Source organism: Vibrio sp. 2092, from assembly GCF_033339635.1.
Taxonomy (GTDB): domain Bacteria; phylum Pseudomonadota; class Gammaproteobacteria; order Enterobacterales; family Vibrionaceae; genus Vibrio; species Vibrio alginolyticus.
In genome coordinates this window covers 152,310-170,434 of the sequence record NZ_JAWOUY010000009.1, presented here as the reverse complement: position 1 = coordinate 170,434, position 18,125 = coordinate 152,310, and the positions used below count along the sequence as shown (strand labels likewise).

11 protein-coding genes are annotated in these 18,125 nt (G+C 46.8%); 6 read left to right on the top strand and 5 right to left on the bottom strand.

Going from position 1 to position 18,125, the window contains the following annotated elements; all coding sequences use genetic code 11:
• Positions 1-21 precede the first annotated feature (21 nt).
• Positions 22-915 (top strand): cation diffusion facilitator family transporter, encoded by an 894-nt coding sequence (locus R7P80_RS16615; protein ID WP_053303754.1) that lies wholly within the window; start codon positions 22-24, stop codon positions 913-915.
• A 151-nt stretch (positions 916-1,066) separates the two neighbouring features.
• Here the strand turns inward: R7P80_RS16615 and yddG are convergent, their stop codons facing one another.
• Positions 1,067-1,969, bottom strand: coding sequence for an aromatic amino acid DMT transporter YddG (yddG, locus tag R7P80_RS16610; protein WP_005389394.1), 903 nt, complete (start codon positions 1,967-1,969; stop codon positions 1,067-1,069).
• 120 nt (positions 1,970-2,089) lie between these two features.
• On the opposite strand from yddG, the gene R7P80_RS16605 reads away from it, so the two are divergent.
• From R7P80_RS16605 to R7P80_RS16585, 5 genes are all read left to right on the top strand, one after another.
• On the top strand, positions 2,090-2,239 hold the full coding sequence (locus R7P80_RS16605; RefSeq protein ID WP_017634379.1) for a hypothetical protein: 150 nt from the start codon (positions 2,090-2,092) through the stop codon (positions 2,237-2,239).
• 12 nt (positions 2,240-2,251) lie between these two features.
• The gene (gene elbB, locus R7P80_RS16600; protein WP_017634378.1) at positions 2,252-2,902 is read left to right on the top strand and encodes an isoprenoid biosynthesis glyoxalase ElbB; all 651 of its coding nucleotides are present in this window, start codon (positions 2,252-2,254) and stop codon (positions 2,900-2,902) included.
• Between the two features lie 333 nt (positions 2,903-3,235).
• Positions 3,236-4,384: an L-threonine dehydrogenase gene (yiaY, locus tag R7P80_RS16595; RefSeq protein ID WP_005388247.1), complete on the top strand. Its 1,149-nt coding sequence runs from the start codon at positions 3,236-3,238 to the stop codon at positions 4,382-4,384.
• A gap of 149 nt (positions 4,385-4,533) precedes the next feature.
• Positions 4,534-5,610, top strand: coding sequence for a PQQ-dependent sugar dehydrogenase (locus R7P80_RS16590; RefSeq protein ID WP_225491736.1), 1,077 nt, complete (start codon positions 4,534-4,536; stop codon positions 5,608-5,610).
• A gap of 142 nt (positions 5,611-5,752) precedes the next feature.
• The gene (locus R7P80_RS16585; protein ID WP_021707668.1) at positions 5,753-6,367 is read left to right on the top strand and encodes an HAD family hydrolase; all 615 of its coding nucleotides are present in this window, start codon (positions 5,753-5,755) and stop codon (positions 6,365-6,367) included.
• A 108-nt stretch (positions 6,368-6,475) separates the two neighbouring features.
• Here the strand turns inward: R7P80_RS16585 and R7P80_RS16580 are convergent, their stop codons facing one another.
• From R7P80_RS16580 to R7P80_RS16565, 4 genes are all read right to left on the bottom strand, one after another.
• Positions 6,476-6,955 carry a Dps family protein gene (locus R7P80_RS16580; protein ID WP_033906834.1) on the bottom strand — a complete coding sequence of 160 codons (480 nt, stop codon included), beginning with the start codon at positions 6,953-6,955 and terminating at the stop codon, positions 6,476-6,478.
• Between the two features lie 300 nt (positions 6,956-7,255).
• Complete coding sequence (locus R7P80_RS16575) at positions 7,256-9,256, bottom strand: methyl-accepting chemotaxis protein (RefSeq protein ID WP_225491737.1); 2,001 nt, start codon at positions 9,254-9,256, stop codon at positions 7,256-7,258.
• Between the two features lie 121 nt (positions 9,257-9,377).
• On the bottom strand, positions 9,378-9,731 hold the full coding sequence (locus tag R7P80_RS16570; RefSeq protein WP_222716920.1) for a hypothetical protein: 354 nt from the start codon (positions 9,729-9,731) through the stop codon (positions 9,378-9,380).
• Between the two features lie 432 nt (positions 9,732-10,163).
• Positions 10,164-18,125, bottom strand: a 7,962-nt coding sequence (locus R7P80_RS16565) for a tandem-95 repeat protein (RefSeq protein ID WP_225491738.1), incomplete at its 5' end; no start/stop codon positions are given.

The window sequence follows — 18,125 nt, the reverse complement described above, 5'->3', positions numbered from 1 at the left end:
TAAAATTCAAAGGCATCTTTTATGTGTGACAGGACAAGCAAAAACGAAAACCGTATTCTAACCATTTCAGCCCTTTTGGCATCTGGGTTCGCTGCTGGTGGTATGGTACTTGGCTTGCTTGTAGGCTCAATTGTCATCGTGTTTGACGGTGTTTACTCTTTGGTCAGCTTACTGTTAACTTTATTGTCACTGGCCGCTTCTTACTATATTAACAAGCCTTCAAAATCTGTATTCCCATTTGGAAAAGCGGTCTTAGAACCAATCGTTATTGCGATAAAAGCAGCCGTCATTTTAGTGGTTGTAAGCTTCTCTCTCTACTCTGCGATATCAGCATTGATGTCTGGAGGTCGCGAGGTCGATGCTTCTATTGCGACCTTATTCGGCATCGTGAATGTTATCGGTTGTGGTTACGCTTGGTGGTTTATGGCGAAACGCAGCCGCCGCTTCTCATCAGGCTTGATTGAAGCGGAGAAAAAACAGTGGCAAATGGATACTTTGTTGAGTGTGGCGGTGACCGTAGGATTTATCTCGGCTTGGGCTGTTTCACTAACGCCATTCTCTGAGTATGCGGTATATGCCGACCCCATGATGATGGTTTTAATGGGCTTTTACTTCCTCAAAGTACCGTTCGATATGCTAGTAGGTGCCTTACGTGAACTACTAATGATGGCACCAAGCAAAGAGCTGTGTCAGAGCGTTGGCAAAGATGTTCTTGAGATTGAAAAAGTAACTGAGCATCAATTGAAACTGGCTGGCGTAACGAAGGTGGGCCAAGAGCTACGAGTAAATGTGGACGTACATATTGATGACGACACATTGGAGCTTGATACACTAGAGCACACTCGTAAGCAGCTTATCAAGCGACTGTCGAAGCACAGATTCAAGCTTCAACTACACTTGAACGTCGCTTATTAGAGTGCCACCAAAGAGCCGTTAAAACTCAATAAAAAGCTCCCAATCTCGGGAGCTTTTTTAATTTTTTCGATTTAGTTTCTTCGTATTCGAATACAGCTCGCAAGGGAGATCTGTTCGTTGCTCACTTAAATTCTCTGATCTCGTTGGTAACTTACCCAGCCGCTTCGCGCTTCTCTTTGGTGACTAACCAACACATCAGCGAGCCCACCGTTACCATCACAACGCCCTGCCAAAAGCTATGGCTCAGAGTTACGCCAAGAATAATGGAAGAAAATAAAGCGGAAAAAATGGGTGTGAAGTAAGACAAGGTGGCGAGAAAAACCATATTGCCGCCAACGATCGCGATATTCCATAAACCATAACCACCAGCCATTAAAGCCGCAGAGGCCACTAAGTACCCCATCGCTTCCCAACTGAATGTCATTGGTGGCTCATCCGTAAACGCGTATTTGACCCAAAGCGAAACAGCTGTTGCAATAAAAAACAGGGTAATCGCATTATGTTTAGATTGCTGCCTTTGGGTTAAGTTGCAATAAAAAGCCCATATAACCGCGCCAGCGAAAGCCATAAAATACACCAGAGGGTTACTACTAACATTGGACATGATCTGAGTTATGGATAAGCCATTCTCACCGCTCACAGTCCAAGCAACCCCAACAAACGCCAGCGTAACTGCGGGATAAAGCAACCAGTTTGTTTTTTTATTGCTGCCAAGGACCGCAAATAAAACCGTCAGTGCGGGCCAAAGGTAATTGACAATCGACACCTCAATTGCCTGCGCGCGCGAGTTGGAATATCCCAAAGATAGAGCGAGAAATATTTCATAACAGACGAACATCGCACCACCAAGCGCAAGATACTTGGGAGAAAAGTAAGACAACTTTGGAATACCGACCACGATAAGAAGGAAAACAGAGCTAAGAGAGTACAACATGGCTGCCCCGCCTACAGGACCTAAACTCTCCGTAACCAACCTCGCGATGCCAAGCAGACAACTCCAAGAGAGAATCGCGATACAACCATAAAGTGTGAAACGAAATTGCACTGATTTCATGTGACCTACCACTCACGAATGCCAAAGGAAACGTCAGCTTAACTCAAAAATGATCAGGTTCAACGTACTGTTTTATAAAAATCAGTATAAAAATCATTCTATTAAGCCGTTGGAGTCGATATGAAACATTTTCTGCCCTCTAGTGTTATGCTTACACCCTTTGTTGTGCGCTACTATGATGAAGATGACAACGAGAGTGAAAACGTTAAAACACATTCGGAAACGCATGGTCTAGATAGCGAAGAGCAATCTAAGGAACGTTCAGAGTAAAGGAATCCAAACATGAAAAAAGTCGCAGTCATTTTAAGTGGTTCAGGCGTTTACGACGGTTCTGAGATCCACGAAGCAGTGTTGGCGCTCTACGCCATCGAGAAGGCAGGTGCAACTTGGCACTGCTTTGCACCTAACATTGACCAACTCCACGTCATCAATCACCTAACTGGTGACGAAATGGATGAAACACGTAACGTATTGATCGAATCAGCTCGTATTGCACGCGGAAATATTGACGATGTCGCCAAACTTAACGTCGATGAATACGATGCCCTACTGCTTCCAGGTGGGTTTGGTGCCGCGAAAAACTTAACCGACTTCGCTGTTTCGGGTGCGGAGTGCTCCATTAACACACACGTAGCTCAAGCTTGTCGCGCGTTTGCTAATGCGAAAAAACCAGCTGGCTATCTGTGTATTTCTCCTGTCATTATTCCGATGATTTATGAGCAAGGCGTGAAAGGAACGGTAGGCAACGATGAGGCAGTCTCAATAGCATTTAATCAAATGGGCGGTGAACACACCACGTGCCCTGTCGAAGACATCGTTTTTGATGAAAAACACCTCGTACTTTCAACCCCTGCTTACATGTTGGCAGAGAATATCTCTCAAGCGGCTTCAGGTATCGAAAAGTTAGTATCAAAACTGATTAAAATAGCTTAATTATTAGTAGTTAGCTTATAAAACACTTCCCTATCCCCATTGATAATTAAGTTATTAATGGGGATTTTTTATACTTTAGTCGAATTTAGAGATATATCCGCGTCAGAAGTCAATTTCTGCCAATCGTTTGCGTCCATAGTTTCATATTTGTTCTACTTTATATCAGTGTTGCACTTATACGCAGTGCAACAAGATCACTGTCACAGTTTTTCTCTTGCAAGTACCTCTAAGTGGGTAAACTTGCTTTAGATCAACTTCAATCTGGAAACGAATGTGCGACAGTAAATGGCAAATTAAGAAAGATTATTAAAAATAACGACGGAGCTATCCAATATGACAAGTGCATTTTTTATCCCTACGGTAAACCTAATGGGCGCTGGTTGTTTGAAAGACGCAGCAGACAGCATCCAATCTCAAGGCTTTAAAAAAGGTTTGATCGTTACGGATAAGATCCTTAACCAAATCGGTGTAGTCAAACAAGTTCAAGACCTTCTCACTGAGCGCGATGTAGCAACCGTTGTGTTTGATGGCACTCAACCAAATCCAACTATCAGCAACGTTAACGACGGCTTAGCACTTCTTACTGATAACGAATGTGACTTCGTTATCTCTCTAGGCGGCGGTTCACCACACGACTGTGCGAAAGGTATCGCGCTTGTTGCTTCTAACGGCGGCAAAATCGCAGATTACGAAGGCGTAGACCAATCTGCAAAACCAATGATGCCACTTATCGCGATCAACACGACGGCGGGTACTGCATCTGAAATGACGCGTTTCTGCATCATCACTGACGAAGAGCGTCACATTAAGATGGCTATCGTTGATAAGCACACAACACCGCTTATCTCGGTAAACGATCCAGAGCTAATGCTCGCTAAACCTGCTTCGCTAACTGCGGCAACAGGTATGGATGCCCTAACTCACGCGATTGAAGCTTACGTATCTATCGCGGCAACACCAATCACTGATGCAGTAGCAATCAAAGCGATTGAGCTTATCCAAGCTTACCTACGCACAGCAGTGAAAAACGGTGAAGATCTAGAAGCTCGTGAACAAATGGCATACGCACAGTTCATGGCGGGTATGGCGTTCAACAACGCTTCTCTAGGTTACGTACACGCAATGGCACACCAGCTAGGTGGTTTCTACGACCTTCCACACGGTGTTTGTAACGCGATTCTTCTACCTCACGTACAGCGTTACAACGCGCAAGTATGTCCTGAGCGTCTACGTGACGTAGCAAAAGCAATGGGCGTAAACGTAGAAGGCATGTCTGCTGAAGAAGGTGCAGCGGCAGCAATCGACGCTATCGTTACTCTAGCGAAAGATGTGGGTATCCCAGCAGGTATTAAAGAGCTTGGTGCGAAACTAGAAGACATCCCAACACTAGCAGACAACGCACTGAAAGACGCTTGTGGTTTCACTAACCCTAAACAAGCAACTCACGAAGAAATTTCTAAGATCTTCGAAGAAGCGATGTAATCTCGCTAACTAAACAATTCTCTAGCCTTAATTCAATCCCCGATCTCGTATCGGGGATTTTTTACATTCATATACAAGTGAATCTCTGCCAAACATAGTCTTTTAGTGTTAGCTTTTAAGTATTAATACGATTCATATTGGAAGGAACCATGAGAACGATTGCTGCTACCCTACTCGCTTGTTTATCCTGTTCTGCCAACACTGCCGAATACCGCGCCAACGAAGTGGCGAGTGGATTTCAGATCCCTTGGGGGATCGAGTTCTTAGGTAATCAACGCGTTATCGTCAATCAAAAGAACGGTACGGTTTCGTTGCTGGATATCACCACAGGCAAACCTCAAAAGCTGTTTAACGTTCCCGATGTGAACACCAGTGGACAAGCCGGCTTATTGGATGTTGCGCTCGCACCGAATGCCGATAAGCAAAACCCGCAACTCTTCTTTACCTACAGCAAGCGTACGAGCAAAGGCAATACGGTGGCGTTAGCGACGGCGCAATTGCAAAACAATCAGCTTGTAGGTTGGAAAGATCTCTTTGTTGCTGATGCCTTCACCGATACAGGTCGCCACTACGGCAGTCGAATTTCATTTGTAGACGATAAAGTTTACTTCTCAATCGGTGACCGTGGCGAACGTGATAATGGACAAGACACTCAAACCCATGCTGGCAGTATTCTACGCCTTAATCTTGATGGTTCGGTTCCGCAAGACAACCCATTCAAACCTTCCGAAGCTCGTCATGAGATATGGAGTTACGGGCACCGTAACCCACAAGGTATGTTTTACGACGAAGCAACAAAACAGCTGTGGTCGATTGAACATGGACCACGGGGTGGCGATGAAATTAATCTAATCAAGAAAGGCGCGAACTACGGCTGGGCAAAAGTCTCTCATGGTAAAGAGTATTGGGGTCCGTTGGACGTCGGGGAAGCTAAGTCGTTACCGGGAATGGAAGATCCAAAACTGGTATACATCCCTTCTATCGCACCAAGTAACATGATTTTGTACCGTGGCGATAAGTACCCTGAATTGGACGGAAAAATCCTCGCCGGTGCATTGAAACTGGCGCACATCAACGTAGTTTCTATTGAGAATGGCAAGCTCACAGAATCAAAAAGATTGATGGAGAATCTTGGTGAGCGAGTAAGAGATATAACCATCAGCCCCGATGGTTATATCTACTTTTCTACCGACAGCGGCAAAATCTTTCGTCTTGAGGAAAGGTAATCAAACACTAAAATCGTTAAGACTATTTAATTTGTGACGTACTAGTGATTTATTTTCGTACAATCCAAGCAGAAGAATCTAAACTTAACAATAACCTTTTGTTTTTTAAAACGATAGTTCGGTTAAGTTGTACGAGGTCATTATGATTCCATTCCCTTTACAGCTCGATAAAATTAAAGCCGTGGTGTTTGATTTAGACAACACCTTGGTGAGTTCTGATATGAACTTCGGCGAATTGCGACAACAGCTTGGCTGTCCGCAGAGTGAAGATCTATTGGATTTTGTCGACGCACTTGAGCACCCTCATCATCGAGAGCACGCTCATAACGTGATATTTGATTACGAGATTTCTGATGCTGAGCAGTCTGCTCCAATGATTGGCTGCCATGAATTACTCGCCCACTTGCATCAAAATGAAATCAAAACCGCTATCGTGACGCGCAACTGCCAAATCGCCACGCAGCGCAAACTAGAGCACAACCAAATCTCAGTGGAACGAGTCATCACTCGTGAATGCTTCCCGCCCAAGCCAGACCCATTGTCTTTGCAGGTGTTGGCGAAAGAGTGGCGTTTGATGCCTAATGAAGTGCTTTATGTCGGCGATTACCTTTACGACTTGCAGGCAGCGTATAACGCGCAGATGCCCTCTTGCCTTGTTCATCACGGTAATCAAGAAACCTTCAATGATTCAGCCTCATTGGCGCTTAATGAACTCAGTGATTTATTGAGCCGTTTTGAATCCTTACCACGCAAATAAAGCACACATATAAAATACGCAAACAAAAAAAGGGGCACCAACGTGCCCCTTATGACTTATTCCCGATTGTTTCATGCGTTCCCAAGGATTGCTTGGGTGATGCGCTGCTTAGCCTTGTAGGTAAGCGTTAAGCATCCACATTAATTTTTCTTGCTCACGGATGTAGTCACCCATCAATGCCGCTGTACCTTCGTCATCTGCTTCACCCGCGTTTTGTAGAATCTCACGCTGTTTTAGAAGTAGAACGCTAAAGCCTTGAACCAGACCTTGTACACACTCCTCACCAGAAGTCGCGTTTTGATGTTCTTTAATTTCACTTGCTTCCAAGTAGTTGCTGAATGAGTGCGCTGGCGTATGACCCAAAGTTAGAATACGCTCTGCAAGCTCATCGATTTTTGTTTGTAGATCAGTGTAAATCTCTTCAAATTTTACGTGCAGTTCGAAGAATTGCGCACCTTTAATGTTCCAGTGGTAACCGCGAGAGTTCATGTACAACACTTGGTAATGCGCTAGCAGTTGATTTAACTGTTGAGCTAGTTGTGCTGATTGTTCGCTGTCTAGACCAATTAGGCTTACTTGTTTGTTCATAATGTTGCTCCTAGAAGGATGATACCAATCGTAGTAACGAACTATTCTCTTACCGGGATTGGTATAAAGTTTAAAAATTCTTTTGCAGTATTTGCTGCCGATGGAGTCATATTACGACTCTGACTCGGTGAAGAAAATTTGGTTTTAGCTATGATTTAAATAGCCAAATCCAATGAGCAAGCAGACGAATATCGGCGTATCATCCAACAAAAAGCCCCAATCCTTTTTGTGTAAAAAGAATTGGGGCTTTTTTACTATTTGGTTAACGTTCAAAAGTAGATGAACAGACGTAAACCTTATCTATGCCGTTTTGAAAGTTGCCATCTGTTGATTCAGCTCAGTAACTTGCTCTTTTACTTGCAATGATGTCTCTGATGCACGTTGGCTGTTATTCGAAACCTCATCCACTGATTGAGTTATATCGGACATCAATCCAGTGATCGAGTTGGTCGCATGAGATTGCTGCTCTGCCGCTGCCGCAAGCTCTGCCATTTGTTCATTCAAAGAACCAATTTGTTCAGTAGTGACGAGCAAACGAGTTACCGCTTTTTCAATGTGCTCAGCGCCCTGCTCCGCAAGTGATTGGCTGTGTTCAATCTCCTCAACCACCGAATTGGTCGAGCGTTGAATCGCGTTGATAATGCCGTTGATTTCTGTCGTCGATTGAGTAGTGCGAGTCGCTAACATACGTACTTCATCCGCCACAACTGCAAAGCCTCGTCCTTGGTCGCCCGCACGCGCTGCTTCTATCGCGGCATTCAATGCCAGTAAGTTAGTTTGTTCTGCTAAGCCTTCAATCACCTCTGTAACTCGACCAATGGCTTCGCTCTCTTTGCTTAACTGCGTCACTTGCGTGCTCGCGGTTTCAATGCTGCCATGTAAGCTTTCCATGGTGACTTTGTTTTGCTCTAGTGCATCGCGACCTTGTTCAATCTCGCCTTTTGAATCAGAAAGCTTCTGTACTGATTGATTGGCTTGATCTAGGGTGTTACGCGCGGCTAAAGCGATTTCATCCAATTGGCTTCCCATTTCAACAATGCTGGTCTGTTGCTGTTCAACATTCAATGAAGTGACTTGCGCCGATTCCAATAAAGCTCCCATGCTGGTATCCACTTGGTGCGCTTTCTCACTCACCCCTGCCACGATGCTCGCTAACGATTGGTTCATGCGGTTAATCGAATCGGTAAGGTCTGCCAATTCATCTTTCCCAACAACGGTGAGCGGAGGCTGAGAAACGTCCCCTGAAGCGATCGTCTTTGCACGCTCCGATAAGTTTTTCACTCGGCGACCAATGGTATTGCCCATGTATTTTGAAATCGCTACTGCGGCAAACAAAACCAATACCGCAGCAATCAACATGGTGGTGAGTACGTTCTTGATCGACTGATTAATACCCTTTCCACTTTGATCAGCACGACTTTGCTGAGCCAATACGATCGTTTCTAAACTTTGGTCTAGGGCATCCGCTGCTGGTAACAGTTCGTTCGCCATCAGCAAGTTTGATTCGTTCCACTCTGGCGATTGACGCAATGCAATTACCTGCTCTGCTAAAGGAAAGTACAGTTGCTGCATTTCTTTAAACAGTGACCACAGTGATTGGTCGTTATCGGTCAGTCTGTCGAGTTTGCTGTCGATTTCCGCTACAGACTGATTATGGTACTTAATCAAGTCGTGGTATTTGTCCAAATGATCTTGCTGCCCGTACAACAGGAAATCTCGCAGAGCAGACAGTGCATTGGCGAGCGAGGTATAGCTATCCGCGTAAACTTTAAACAGACGCTTTCTGTCTCCACCAAATGGGTTTCCTGACTCTTCATTGATTAAGCTTTGAAGCTGATCAAGTGCCACTTCTGCAATGGGTGCCGCTTCGTTAATAAAGAGGTTGTGCGCGGGTAAGTTCTCATCACTGTGGCTAAGTTCAATCAGCTTGTTTAGAGAAACTTTTACTGCGTCCCACTGGCTTTGAATCGCTTGAAAATCCTGTTCAGAAATCAAAGCCTGCAACGTTGGAAGCGACTCGTCTGTAGATGCCATGATATTGCGTACGTCCTCACTCAGACGTGCGCTCGCCTCTTCATCGCCACCTAGCAACATGTAGGCTCGAATAGAAGACAGCGACGCTTGAACGGACTGTTGGATACCGCGACTGGTGTCGACGGTCGGTAAATCGGACTTAAGTAGCGAAGAGGCGTATTGCTCTACGGTGGTGACGTTGCGATACGTGAATACCGCTGATGCCATAAAAAGTACGGCTAGCAGCACAAAACTGAGCTGCAATTTCCCTGATATCGTAAGGTTCATCCATAAACTCCTGACAACGATGAGCCTTAAATATAACGATGTTTACAAAAATGTTAAATACAGGTATCAAAAGTTACTAAGAAAACCATGTAAACCACTATTTCAAGCCAAGAAATGGGACTTATTCGAAGTATGGTATGCGCTCACTACGTAAAATCAGATAATTAACGTAAGTGGTTTCTAAACAGTCTTGCTCCCACAACGAAAGAATCCGCTTGGTGGCGAAGTAGTAATCTTTGTTACGAAGTAGCACGCCCACCGTACGGCTGAGCTGCTCAAAGCGCTGTTGCTCATTAGCAGAGATGTCATTGTCTTCATTCTGAATGATGGGCGCCAATCCATCGGCAAACCAATTGTTCAGAATTTCACGCATCTCAAGTTCTGACTCCGGCACATCCATACACGACAACTCACGATGCAGTGGCGGCGGTACTATGTACTTTGACGCTTTTGGTGAACTGACATAACGGTACATGTCGCTCCTCCTTGTAAATGACTCTTATACCCAAGTGACTTCAAGATGCAGGATTCAGAGCGTTGTCATTGATTCGGGGTCAAGGAAAACAACGCAGCGTAATAGTCAGCTCTTTCCAAGTTGTTTGACACAGAAACCGAGTCAATGACACGCTCCCGAAGGGCGAGCTGTCTTGGTTTGTATACTTTGTTGTCGATTCTTGATTTAGACCCACTAGACCTTTAAATCGCCGCCGCGTCTACAAACCAAGCCATTCTCGCTGAACCTAACATCTCGAGGTTACTTGGGTATAAACTAGCTAAGAATACTTTTTTCAATTTCCAAGTTTTTTTCTAGAGCTCATAGAAAGAAGCCCAACAAAAAAGCCATGCAAAGTAGGCTCTGCATGGCTTTGGTTTGGGCAGCAATGACACTGCCCTCGTCTAGGACTGGTTACATTGAGCTTTGATCGAAATCGTTGCCTTGGTCAGTACCCGTTTGAGTATCTGAGTCGAAGCTGCCAGAGTCATCCGTGAAGTCAACACCTTGATCTTGACCTCCCGCACTTGTCCAGTCGCTGCCGCCAGATTCCATACCCGCCATGTCTGGTTGCTGATCTTGAGCAGAACCTTGCATGGTGTATTGGTCATCGACTTCAACTTCAACTGTGCCACTCGCACCTTCTACTGCGCTGCCCAATTCGTCGTAACCTTGGAATTGGATTTCGCTCGTACCTTCGTAACCTTCTGGTAGGTCAACCGATACTGGTTGGTTCAGGTTGCCACTTAATGTGAAGCTGCCATCGCCGTTATCCAGTGCGTTGCTTACTGATGCACCATCAGGTAGACCGGACATTTCTGCATAATCCACCGATTCGTTACCACTGACCTCATCTGGAACCGAGATAGAAATGGTATCGCCTGGTGCTGCAGTCACATCAGCTGCGCTCTCCTCTTCACTGTCTGCACCGTTTGCTGCTTGCTCTTCAGGCTGTTGCGCTTCGCCGACTTGCTGCTCTGATGATGCTTGAGCAGTTTGGATCTGTGGCTCGTCGCTTTGCGCTGAATCGTCTGCAACTTGGATGCTCAGATTCTGAGTCGATACTTCACCGTTGTCGTTGACCTGAACATCCATAGCCAAATTGCCATCGAAGTCATCGTTCGGCCAGTATGTCCACTCTTCATCACCTGATTTCGCGAAGAAACCAGCATCGTTTGCATCGGTTACATCCAACACTTCTGCAGAAGGGCTAATGCCAAGCTCATCAATCAACTGTGCTTCCGTTAGTGTTAGTGAACCATCATCAGCCAATGCGTAGCCTTCGCTGGTTGTGGTTTCACCTTCACCTTGGATGTCGACATTAAAGAAGCTCTCAATGCGGTTTTCACCGTCAGTTGCAATGAAGCCAACTTGAACATCTCCGGTGTAGCCTTCTGCTGGTGTGAATTGGTAGTTACCTTGGTTATCGGTCTCTATCACACCTTGACCTTCCATTAGACTCACTGACTCAATGCTCAAGCTGTCGCCTTCTGCATCGCTCAAGGTCGATAGCATGTCATCATTGGTGAACGACAAGGTGCCATCCGCTGCCATTTCTGTGGTAGAAATACTGTCGATCTCTGGAGAAGCATTCTCTTGTGGCGCATCTTCTTTCACGACCACACCTGTTTGCTCATCATGAAGCACACCGTCTTTATCAATCACATAAGCGATATCCGCTTCACCAGTAAAGCCTGGTGCTGGATTGAATGTCCATGTGCCATCACCGTTATCGACTATCTCACCTTGGCTGCGATCAGCTAGGTGAACGAATTTCACTTCATCACCCGCGTCAGCGTCTACGTTTTCTGCCAATCCGATTAGGTCATCAGCGGTTAGGATAACGGGTTCACCCGCTAGGGTTTCGAAGTCACCTGAATCGATGCCATCTTCGAACTCTTCTGGCTCGTCACCGTAATCCACCGTTGTTGCGGTCACGGTTACAAAGAACTCGCCATTGAAGTCAGCCGGAGGCGTCATTTGCAGGTCTGAAATATCCCACTCGTTCAAGTCGATGTATTGACCCGGTTCCGTAATGGTAATGGTGTTCACACCGTCCGTAACTTCGAAGCCCACAGGGAAACCAGTCATCACTAGGTTACTTAGCGTTTCTGAATCGTCGATTAGACCGACATTCAAGCCTAGGTGACCTGTTTCGTCTTCACCGAAGACTAATGGACCATCATGGTCGGTTGTGATGACTGCGCCATCCGCAACTGGGCGAACAAACACTGGTACATCAAGTACCGTCTCAAACTCACCGTCACTTACCACAACTTGCAAGTCAGAAACCCCTGCAAAATCGCCAGTCGGTGTGAATGTCCAAGTACCGTCACCGTTGTCTGTTACCTCACCACCATCTTCACCTTCTGCGGTGATAATGCGTGATACGACTAGGTTTTCAGTATCGATATCGCCGAACAAGTTCATCAGGTCGCCAGCGTCGAAGGTGAATGCGCCATCTTCGTCGGTTGCCATAAAGGCATTACCCACATTGAATGGAGCATCGTTGACTGGAATAACATCCACATTCAACGAACCTTCAACCACTTCTTCACCATCCGTCGCGGTGTAGCCCAGTTCCACCAAACCATTAAAGTCTTGAGTGGTTACCAAGTGGTACATACCATCTGGTTGCTGAGTTAATGTCGCGTTTGCAGGAGCACGAACCGTGATGCTTTCTACGCTGATTTCGTCACCATCAAGATCCGTAACTTGATCAGCGATGTAAGCTGGGTCAATCACCATGACCACATCTTCTTCGCCTTGCATCTGGATGGTTGGCGCTTCTGGTGCATCGTTAACCGCTTCGACGTTTAGATTGCCTTCAGCCGGCGTCACTAAATCACCATCGCTGACGCCGAACGACATTGGCACATCACCATTGAAGTTCTCTGCTGGAGTGAATGACCAAGTACCATCACCGTTGTCTAGCAAGTCACCGTATTGCTCATCAATCACTAGGTCGACAGCAGACAGTTCGTCGTAGGTGTTGTCGATATCTGTCGCGTTAGCAAGCAACATGTCCTGCGTGATAAGAATGGTGGTATCTTCGGTGCCAGCAATATTCACTGGCGTTGATTGCGGCGCATCGTTAATTGGGTTCACCGTTAGGTCAACGCCCACTTCCACGCTCGCACCATCGTTATCAATCAAGTCGAAGCTTAGGTCGATATCGCCATTGAAGTTCGCATCAGGCGTAATCGTAAAGCTACCATCTTGGTTCTCAACAACGGTTGCATTGGCTACCGCGGTTAAGTTCACTGCTTCTAGATTATCGCTGTCGACGTCACCCGCTTGAGCCAGTAACTGCTCTTGACTCAATGTGATTGAACCGTCTTCATCGACGCTGTAAGCCAAGTCGCCAGATACCGGAGCATCGTTGACTGGCAATACATCAATGTTCGCGTTGGTTGTCGCAGTTGCACCATCTTCATCAGCCACTACTACGTCTAGGCTTACACCACCGTTGAAGTTTTCATTTGGTGCGAAGCTATAAGTGCCATCGTCATTCGCCGTTAGAATGCCGTCGCTACCACTGTAAGAGACGCTTTCTAGGCTCACGTCACCTTCCACATCGCTTGACTGCGCTAGCAGTTGCTCTTCCGTGAAGATAATGACTTCGTCTTCATTGACAGAGTAACTTGTCGCACCTGCGATTGGTGGATCGTTCACCTCAAGTACTGTGATACCCGCAGTGGTTGAGTCTGTCGCACCCTCTTCATCGACAACTACAACGTCTAGGCTGACCTCGCCATTGAAGTTCTCGTTTGGAGAGAAGGTGTACGTACCATCGCCATTGTCTTGGAAGACGCCATCGTTGCCACTGTAAGTCACACTACTGATGTCTACGTCGCCTTCAATATCCGACGAATTAGCCAGTAGTTGCTCGTCACTGATGGTGATCGAGTTGTCTTCATGTACTGTGTAGGACGTGCTGCCCGCCACAGGTGGATCGTTCTCTGGCGTCACACTCACTTCAATGTTCGCAGAGGTGGTATCCGTACCGTCTGACACATCGAAGGTAAAGTTCACATCGCCATTGAAGTTCTCATTCGGTGCGAAGCTGTATGAGCCATCACCATTGTCGGTTAGGACACCGTCTGCACCTGTGTAAGTCACGCCTTCAACCGATAGGTCATCGCCATCGATATCCGTTGCGCCATCAAGCAGATCTTCATCAGTGAACAACAAGACGCCATCTTCGCCAATGGTGAACGCTTGATCTTCTGGCTGTGGTAGGTCGTTAACTGGATTAACCGTTAGATCTGCCGTCGCGACCAAGGTGTCAGAACCATCACTGACATCAAACGTGATATCAATGTCACCATTGAAGTTCGCATCAGGCGTAATGGTGAAGCTGCCATCGTCGTTAGCAGTCACTGTCGCATTACCATCCACAAGCAAGTTTTCAGCAACAAGGTCATCGCCGTCCACATCGCTCGCTTGAGACAACAATTGCTCTTGGCTCAATGTAATGGTGTTATCTTCATCTACGTTGTAAGCCAAGTTACCCGATACTGGTGCGTCGTTGATTGGCAATACATCAACAGTGATATAGGTGTCGACTTCTGCGCCATCTTCATCACGAATAGTCACGTCCAACGACACTTGGCCATTGAAGTTCTCATTCGGTGCGAAGCTACAAGTGCCATCGCCATTTACTGAGAAGATGCCATCTGGACCGTCGTAGCTGATGCTTACAAGCTCAACATCCCCTTCGACATCCGAAGCATTCAGAAGCACTTGTGATTCACTGAACGTTAGAACTTGGTCTTCATCGATGGTGTACGCAGTTGGACCTGCGATTGGCGGATCGTTCACCTCAAGTACCGTGATACCTGCGGTAGTTGAATCCGTCGCGCCATCTTCGTCGATTACAACAACATCTAGGCTCACTTCGCCATTGAAGTTCTCGTTTGGCGAGAAGGTGTACGTGCCATCACCGTTGATTTCCAGCACACCATCGTTACCGCTGTAGCTCACGCTATCAATCGATACATCGCCTTCAATATCCGATGAGTTCGCTAGTAGCTGTTCATCACTGATGGTGATCGAGTTATCTTCATGCACTGTGTAAGACGTGCTGCCCGCAACCGGTGGATCGTTCTCTGGCGTCACACTCACATCGATATTCGCGGTCACGGTGTCCGTGCCATCGGAAACATCGAAGGTAAAGTTTACGTCGCCATTGAAGTTTTCGTTTGGAGCGAAGCTGTATGTGCCATCGCCATTGTCAGTTAGGACACCGTCCGCGCCAGTGTATGTGACACCTTCTACCGATAGGTCATCGCCATCGATATCGGTTGCACCATCAAGCAGGTCTTGATCAGTGAAGGTCAACACGCCATCTTCACCAATGGTGAACGCTTGATCTTCCGGCTGCGGCAAGTCATTAACTGGGTTAACCGTTAGGTCCGCCGTTGCAACAATAGTATCGCTGCCATCGTTGATATCGAACGTGATATCAATGTCGCCATTGAAGTTCGCGTCAGGCGTAATGGTAAAGCTACCATCGTCATTAGCCGTAACCATCGCATCACCGTCAACCACTAGGTTAGAAGCGGTTAGTGCATCACCTTCTACATCCGTTGCTTGTGCCAACAATTGTTCTTGGCTTAGGGTGATTGAGTTGTCTTCGTCGACACTGTAAGCCAAGTCACCCGATACCGGAGCATCATTGATTGGCAGAACATCAATGTTTGCCGTCGTCGAAGCGGTCGCACCATCTTCATCCACGACTACAACATCAAGATTCACTTCACCATTGAAGTTTTGGTTTGGTGCAAAGCTAAACGTACCATCACCATTGTCGGTAAAGATACCTTCGCTGCCACTGTAGCTCACGCTATCTAGTGCTACCTCACCTTCAATATCGGAAGAGTTTGCCAACAACTGTTCTGCACTGATGGTGATGACTTCATCTTCATCAATGGTGTAACTGGTTGTGCCTGCGATTGGTGGATCGTTCACCTCAAGAACGGTAATTCCCGCTGTTGTTGTATCAACCGCGCCGTCCTCGTCAACCACTACAACATCAAGGCTAACATCGCCTGTAAAGTTTTCGTTTGGTGAGAAGGTGTAAGTACCATCGCCATTAATTTCTAGCACACCGTCGCTACCGCTGTAGCTCACGCTGCTGATCGCAACATCACCCTCGATATCAGACGAATTAGCCAGTAGTTGCTCATCACTAATGGTGATCGAGTTGTCTTCATGCACTGTGTAAGACGTGCTGCCCGCAACTGGTGGATCGTTCTCTGGCGTAACTGTTACATCGATATTTGCCGTCACGGTATCCGCGCCATCGGAAACATCGAAAGTGAAGTTCACATCGCCATTGAAGTTCTCATTCGGTGCGAAGCTGTAAGTGCCGTCACCATTGTCGGTTAGGACACCGTCCGCGCCAGTGTAAGTCACGCCTTCAACTGTTAGGTTGTCACCTTCTACATCTGTCGCGCCTGTTAACAAGTCAGCATCGGTGAAGGTAAGAAGACCGTCCTCACCCACAGTGAACGCTTGATCTTGTGGCTCTGGTGCGTCATTGACTGGCGTTACCGTTAAGTCGAGACCAGCCGCAACCACTTCTTCGCCATCCGTGACATCGTAACTAAACTCAATGTCACCGTAGAAGTTCTCGCTCGGAGTAATGGTGAAGCTGCCATCCTCGTTCATTTCAACCGTTGCATTTTCATCATTGGTGCTCAGGTTGATTGCGCTTAGGTCGTCACCATCGATATCAACGGCATGCTCAAGTAACTGCTCTTGAGTTAGCGTAATGCTGTTGTCTTCGGCAGTTACCGCAGTGATATCACCCGTCACTTCTGGTGCATCATTGGTTGGCGAGATATGAATCGTCACATCTTGCGTCGCTGTCGCTGTTGTACCTGTATCCACATCCGTAGAGGTTGCATTCACGGTTAGCGTCACATCGCCATTGAAGTCCGCAGAAGGAATAAACTCTAGCCCTTCTAGCTCGCCTGGTTGTAGTGACCAAGTACCATCACCATTATCAACACCCGCTGATAATGAGCTGCCTTCTGGCACATCTTCAATCAAGATAACGAGGTTTTCTGAACCATCGGTATCGGTCAATGCTGCATCGATATCAAGCGGCACTGGTGTATCTTCGGTACCAATGATTTGGTAATCCGCGTCCGCTACCGTGATTTCAATGTTGTCGATGCCGAATGACTCGTCAGGAATACTTTGGTTTAGCGTAGAACCAAAGCCTAACTGAAGCTGACCGTCTTCCACCGGAACGGTTAAGTTCACTTGGTGTGCTTGGTCGTTCCAACCACTGAAGCCTTCACGTTGAGAGGCTCCGTGGATCACTTCACCCACTTCATTACCATCTGAGTCGTAAAGCGTTGTCGTACCATCTTGAGTACGGAACGCTGAGTTCTCTAACGTCGTTAGCTGTTCGCCGCCGACAAAGATTTGGAACGACTCGCCATCCCAAGAGTCGATTTCGTAGAAGCTAAACGAGATATTCACTTCGTTGACATCGCTTGGGATCTCGTAGGTTTTGCTGACCGCTTCATCACCGCCAGTGCCACCAATACGACCCAGCATGTCGCCTGTTTCGAAACCTTGTGAACTTTCAGTATTCGCGTTCCAACCGTTCGAGCCAGACTCGAAATTATCAGAGGCAATCACCAAGTCTGAAGCAATCGAAAGCTCTGGCATATCAACCACAGATTGAACATCAATGTTCGCTTCTGCTGGCACGGTTGCAGTGCCATCGTTGACATCAAACGTTACGTTCACGTTGCCATCGAAGTTTTCGTTTGGTGCGAAGGTGTACGTGCCGTCACCGTTATCGACTAAAGTACCGCTGTCAGAAGCAACGTTTTCAACCGTTAGGTTATCACCATCGATATCACCTGCATTTTGCAGCAGTTGCTCTTCGGTGAAGGTGAAGCTGGTGTCTTCTTGCGTAACAAACTGTGGCTGACCAACCGTTGGCAAGTCATTCACTGGGTTCACAGTCAGATCGGCAGTGGCTTGAATGGTTGCATCACCGTCCGTAATGTCGAAGCTCAAGTCAATGTCGCCATTGAAGTCCGCATCTGGTGTGATAGTGAAGCTACCATCGTCATTCGCAACAACGGTCGCATTGCCATCAACTGTCAGGTTGGATGCGGTTAGGTCGTCGCCATCCACGTCGCCGGCTTGAGCAAGAAGTTGCTCTTGGCTGAGAGTGATAGAACCATCTTCATCCACGCTGTAAGCCAAATCACCTGATACCGGTGCATCATTGATTGGCAATACATCGATGCTTGCATTGGTTGCTACCGTTGCACCGTCTTCATCAACAACCACAACATCTAGGCTGACATCGCCATCGAAGTTGGCGTTTGGTGCGAAGCTGAA

What these genes read in the sequence shown, in the direction of transcription:
- R7P80_RS16615 (WP_053303754.1), top strand. Translation starts at nt 22, where the DNA reads ATGTGTGACAGGACAAGCAAAAACGAAAACCGTATTCTAACCATTTCA.
- yddG (WP_005389394.1), bottom strand. Translation starts at nt 1,969, where the DNA reads ATGAAATCAGTGCAATTTCGTTTCACACTTTATGGTTGTATCGCGATT.
- R7P80_RS16605 (WP_017634379.1), top strand. Translation starts at nt 2,090, where the DNA reads ATGAAACATTTTCTGCCCTCTAGTGTTATGCTTACACCCTTTGTTGTG.
- elbB (WP_017634378.1), top strand. Translation starts at nt 2,252, where the DNA reads ATGAAAAAAGTCGCAGTCATTTTAAGTGGTTCAGGCGTTTACGACGGT.
- yiaY (WP_005388247.1), top strand. Translation starts at nt 3,236, where the DNA reads ATGACAAGTGCATTTTTTATCCCTACGGTAAACCTAATGGGCGCTGGT.
- R7P80_RS16590 (WP_225491736.1), top strand. Translation starts at nt 4,534, where the DNA reads ATGAGAACGATTGCTGCTACCCTACTCGCTTGTTTATCCTGTTCTGCC.
- R7P80_RS16585 (WP_021707668.1), top strand. Translation starts at nt 5,753, where the DNA reads ATGATTCCATTCCCTTTACAGCTCGATAAAATTAAAGCCGTGGTGTTT.
- R7P80_RS16580 (WP_033906834.1), bottom strand. Translation starts at nt 6,955, where the DNA reads ATGAACAAACAAGTAAGCCTAATTGGTCTAGACAGCGAACAATCAGCA.
- R7P80_RS16575 (WP_225491737.1), bottom strand. Translation starts at nt 9,256, where the DNA reads ATGAACCTTACGATATCAGGGAAATTGCAGCTCAGTTTTGTGCTGCTA.
- R7P80_RS16570 (WP_222716920.1), bottom strand. Translation starts at nt 9,731, where the DNA reads ATGTACCGTTATGTCAGTTCACCAAAAGCGTCAAAGTACATAGTACCG.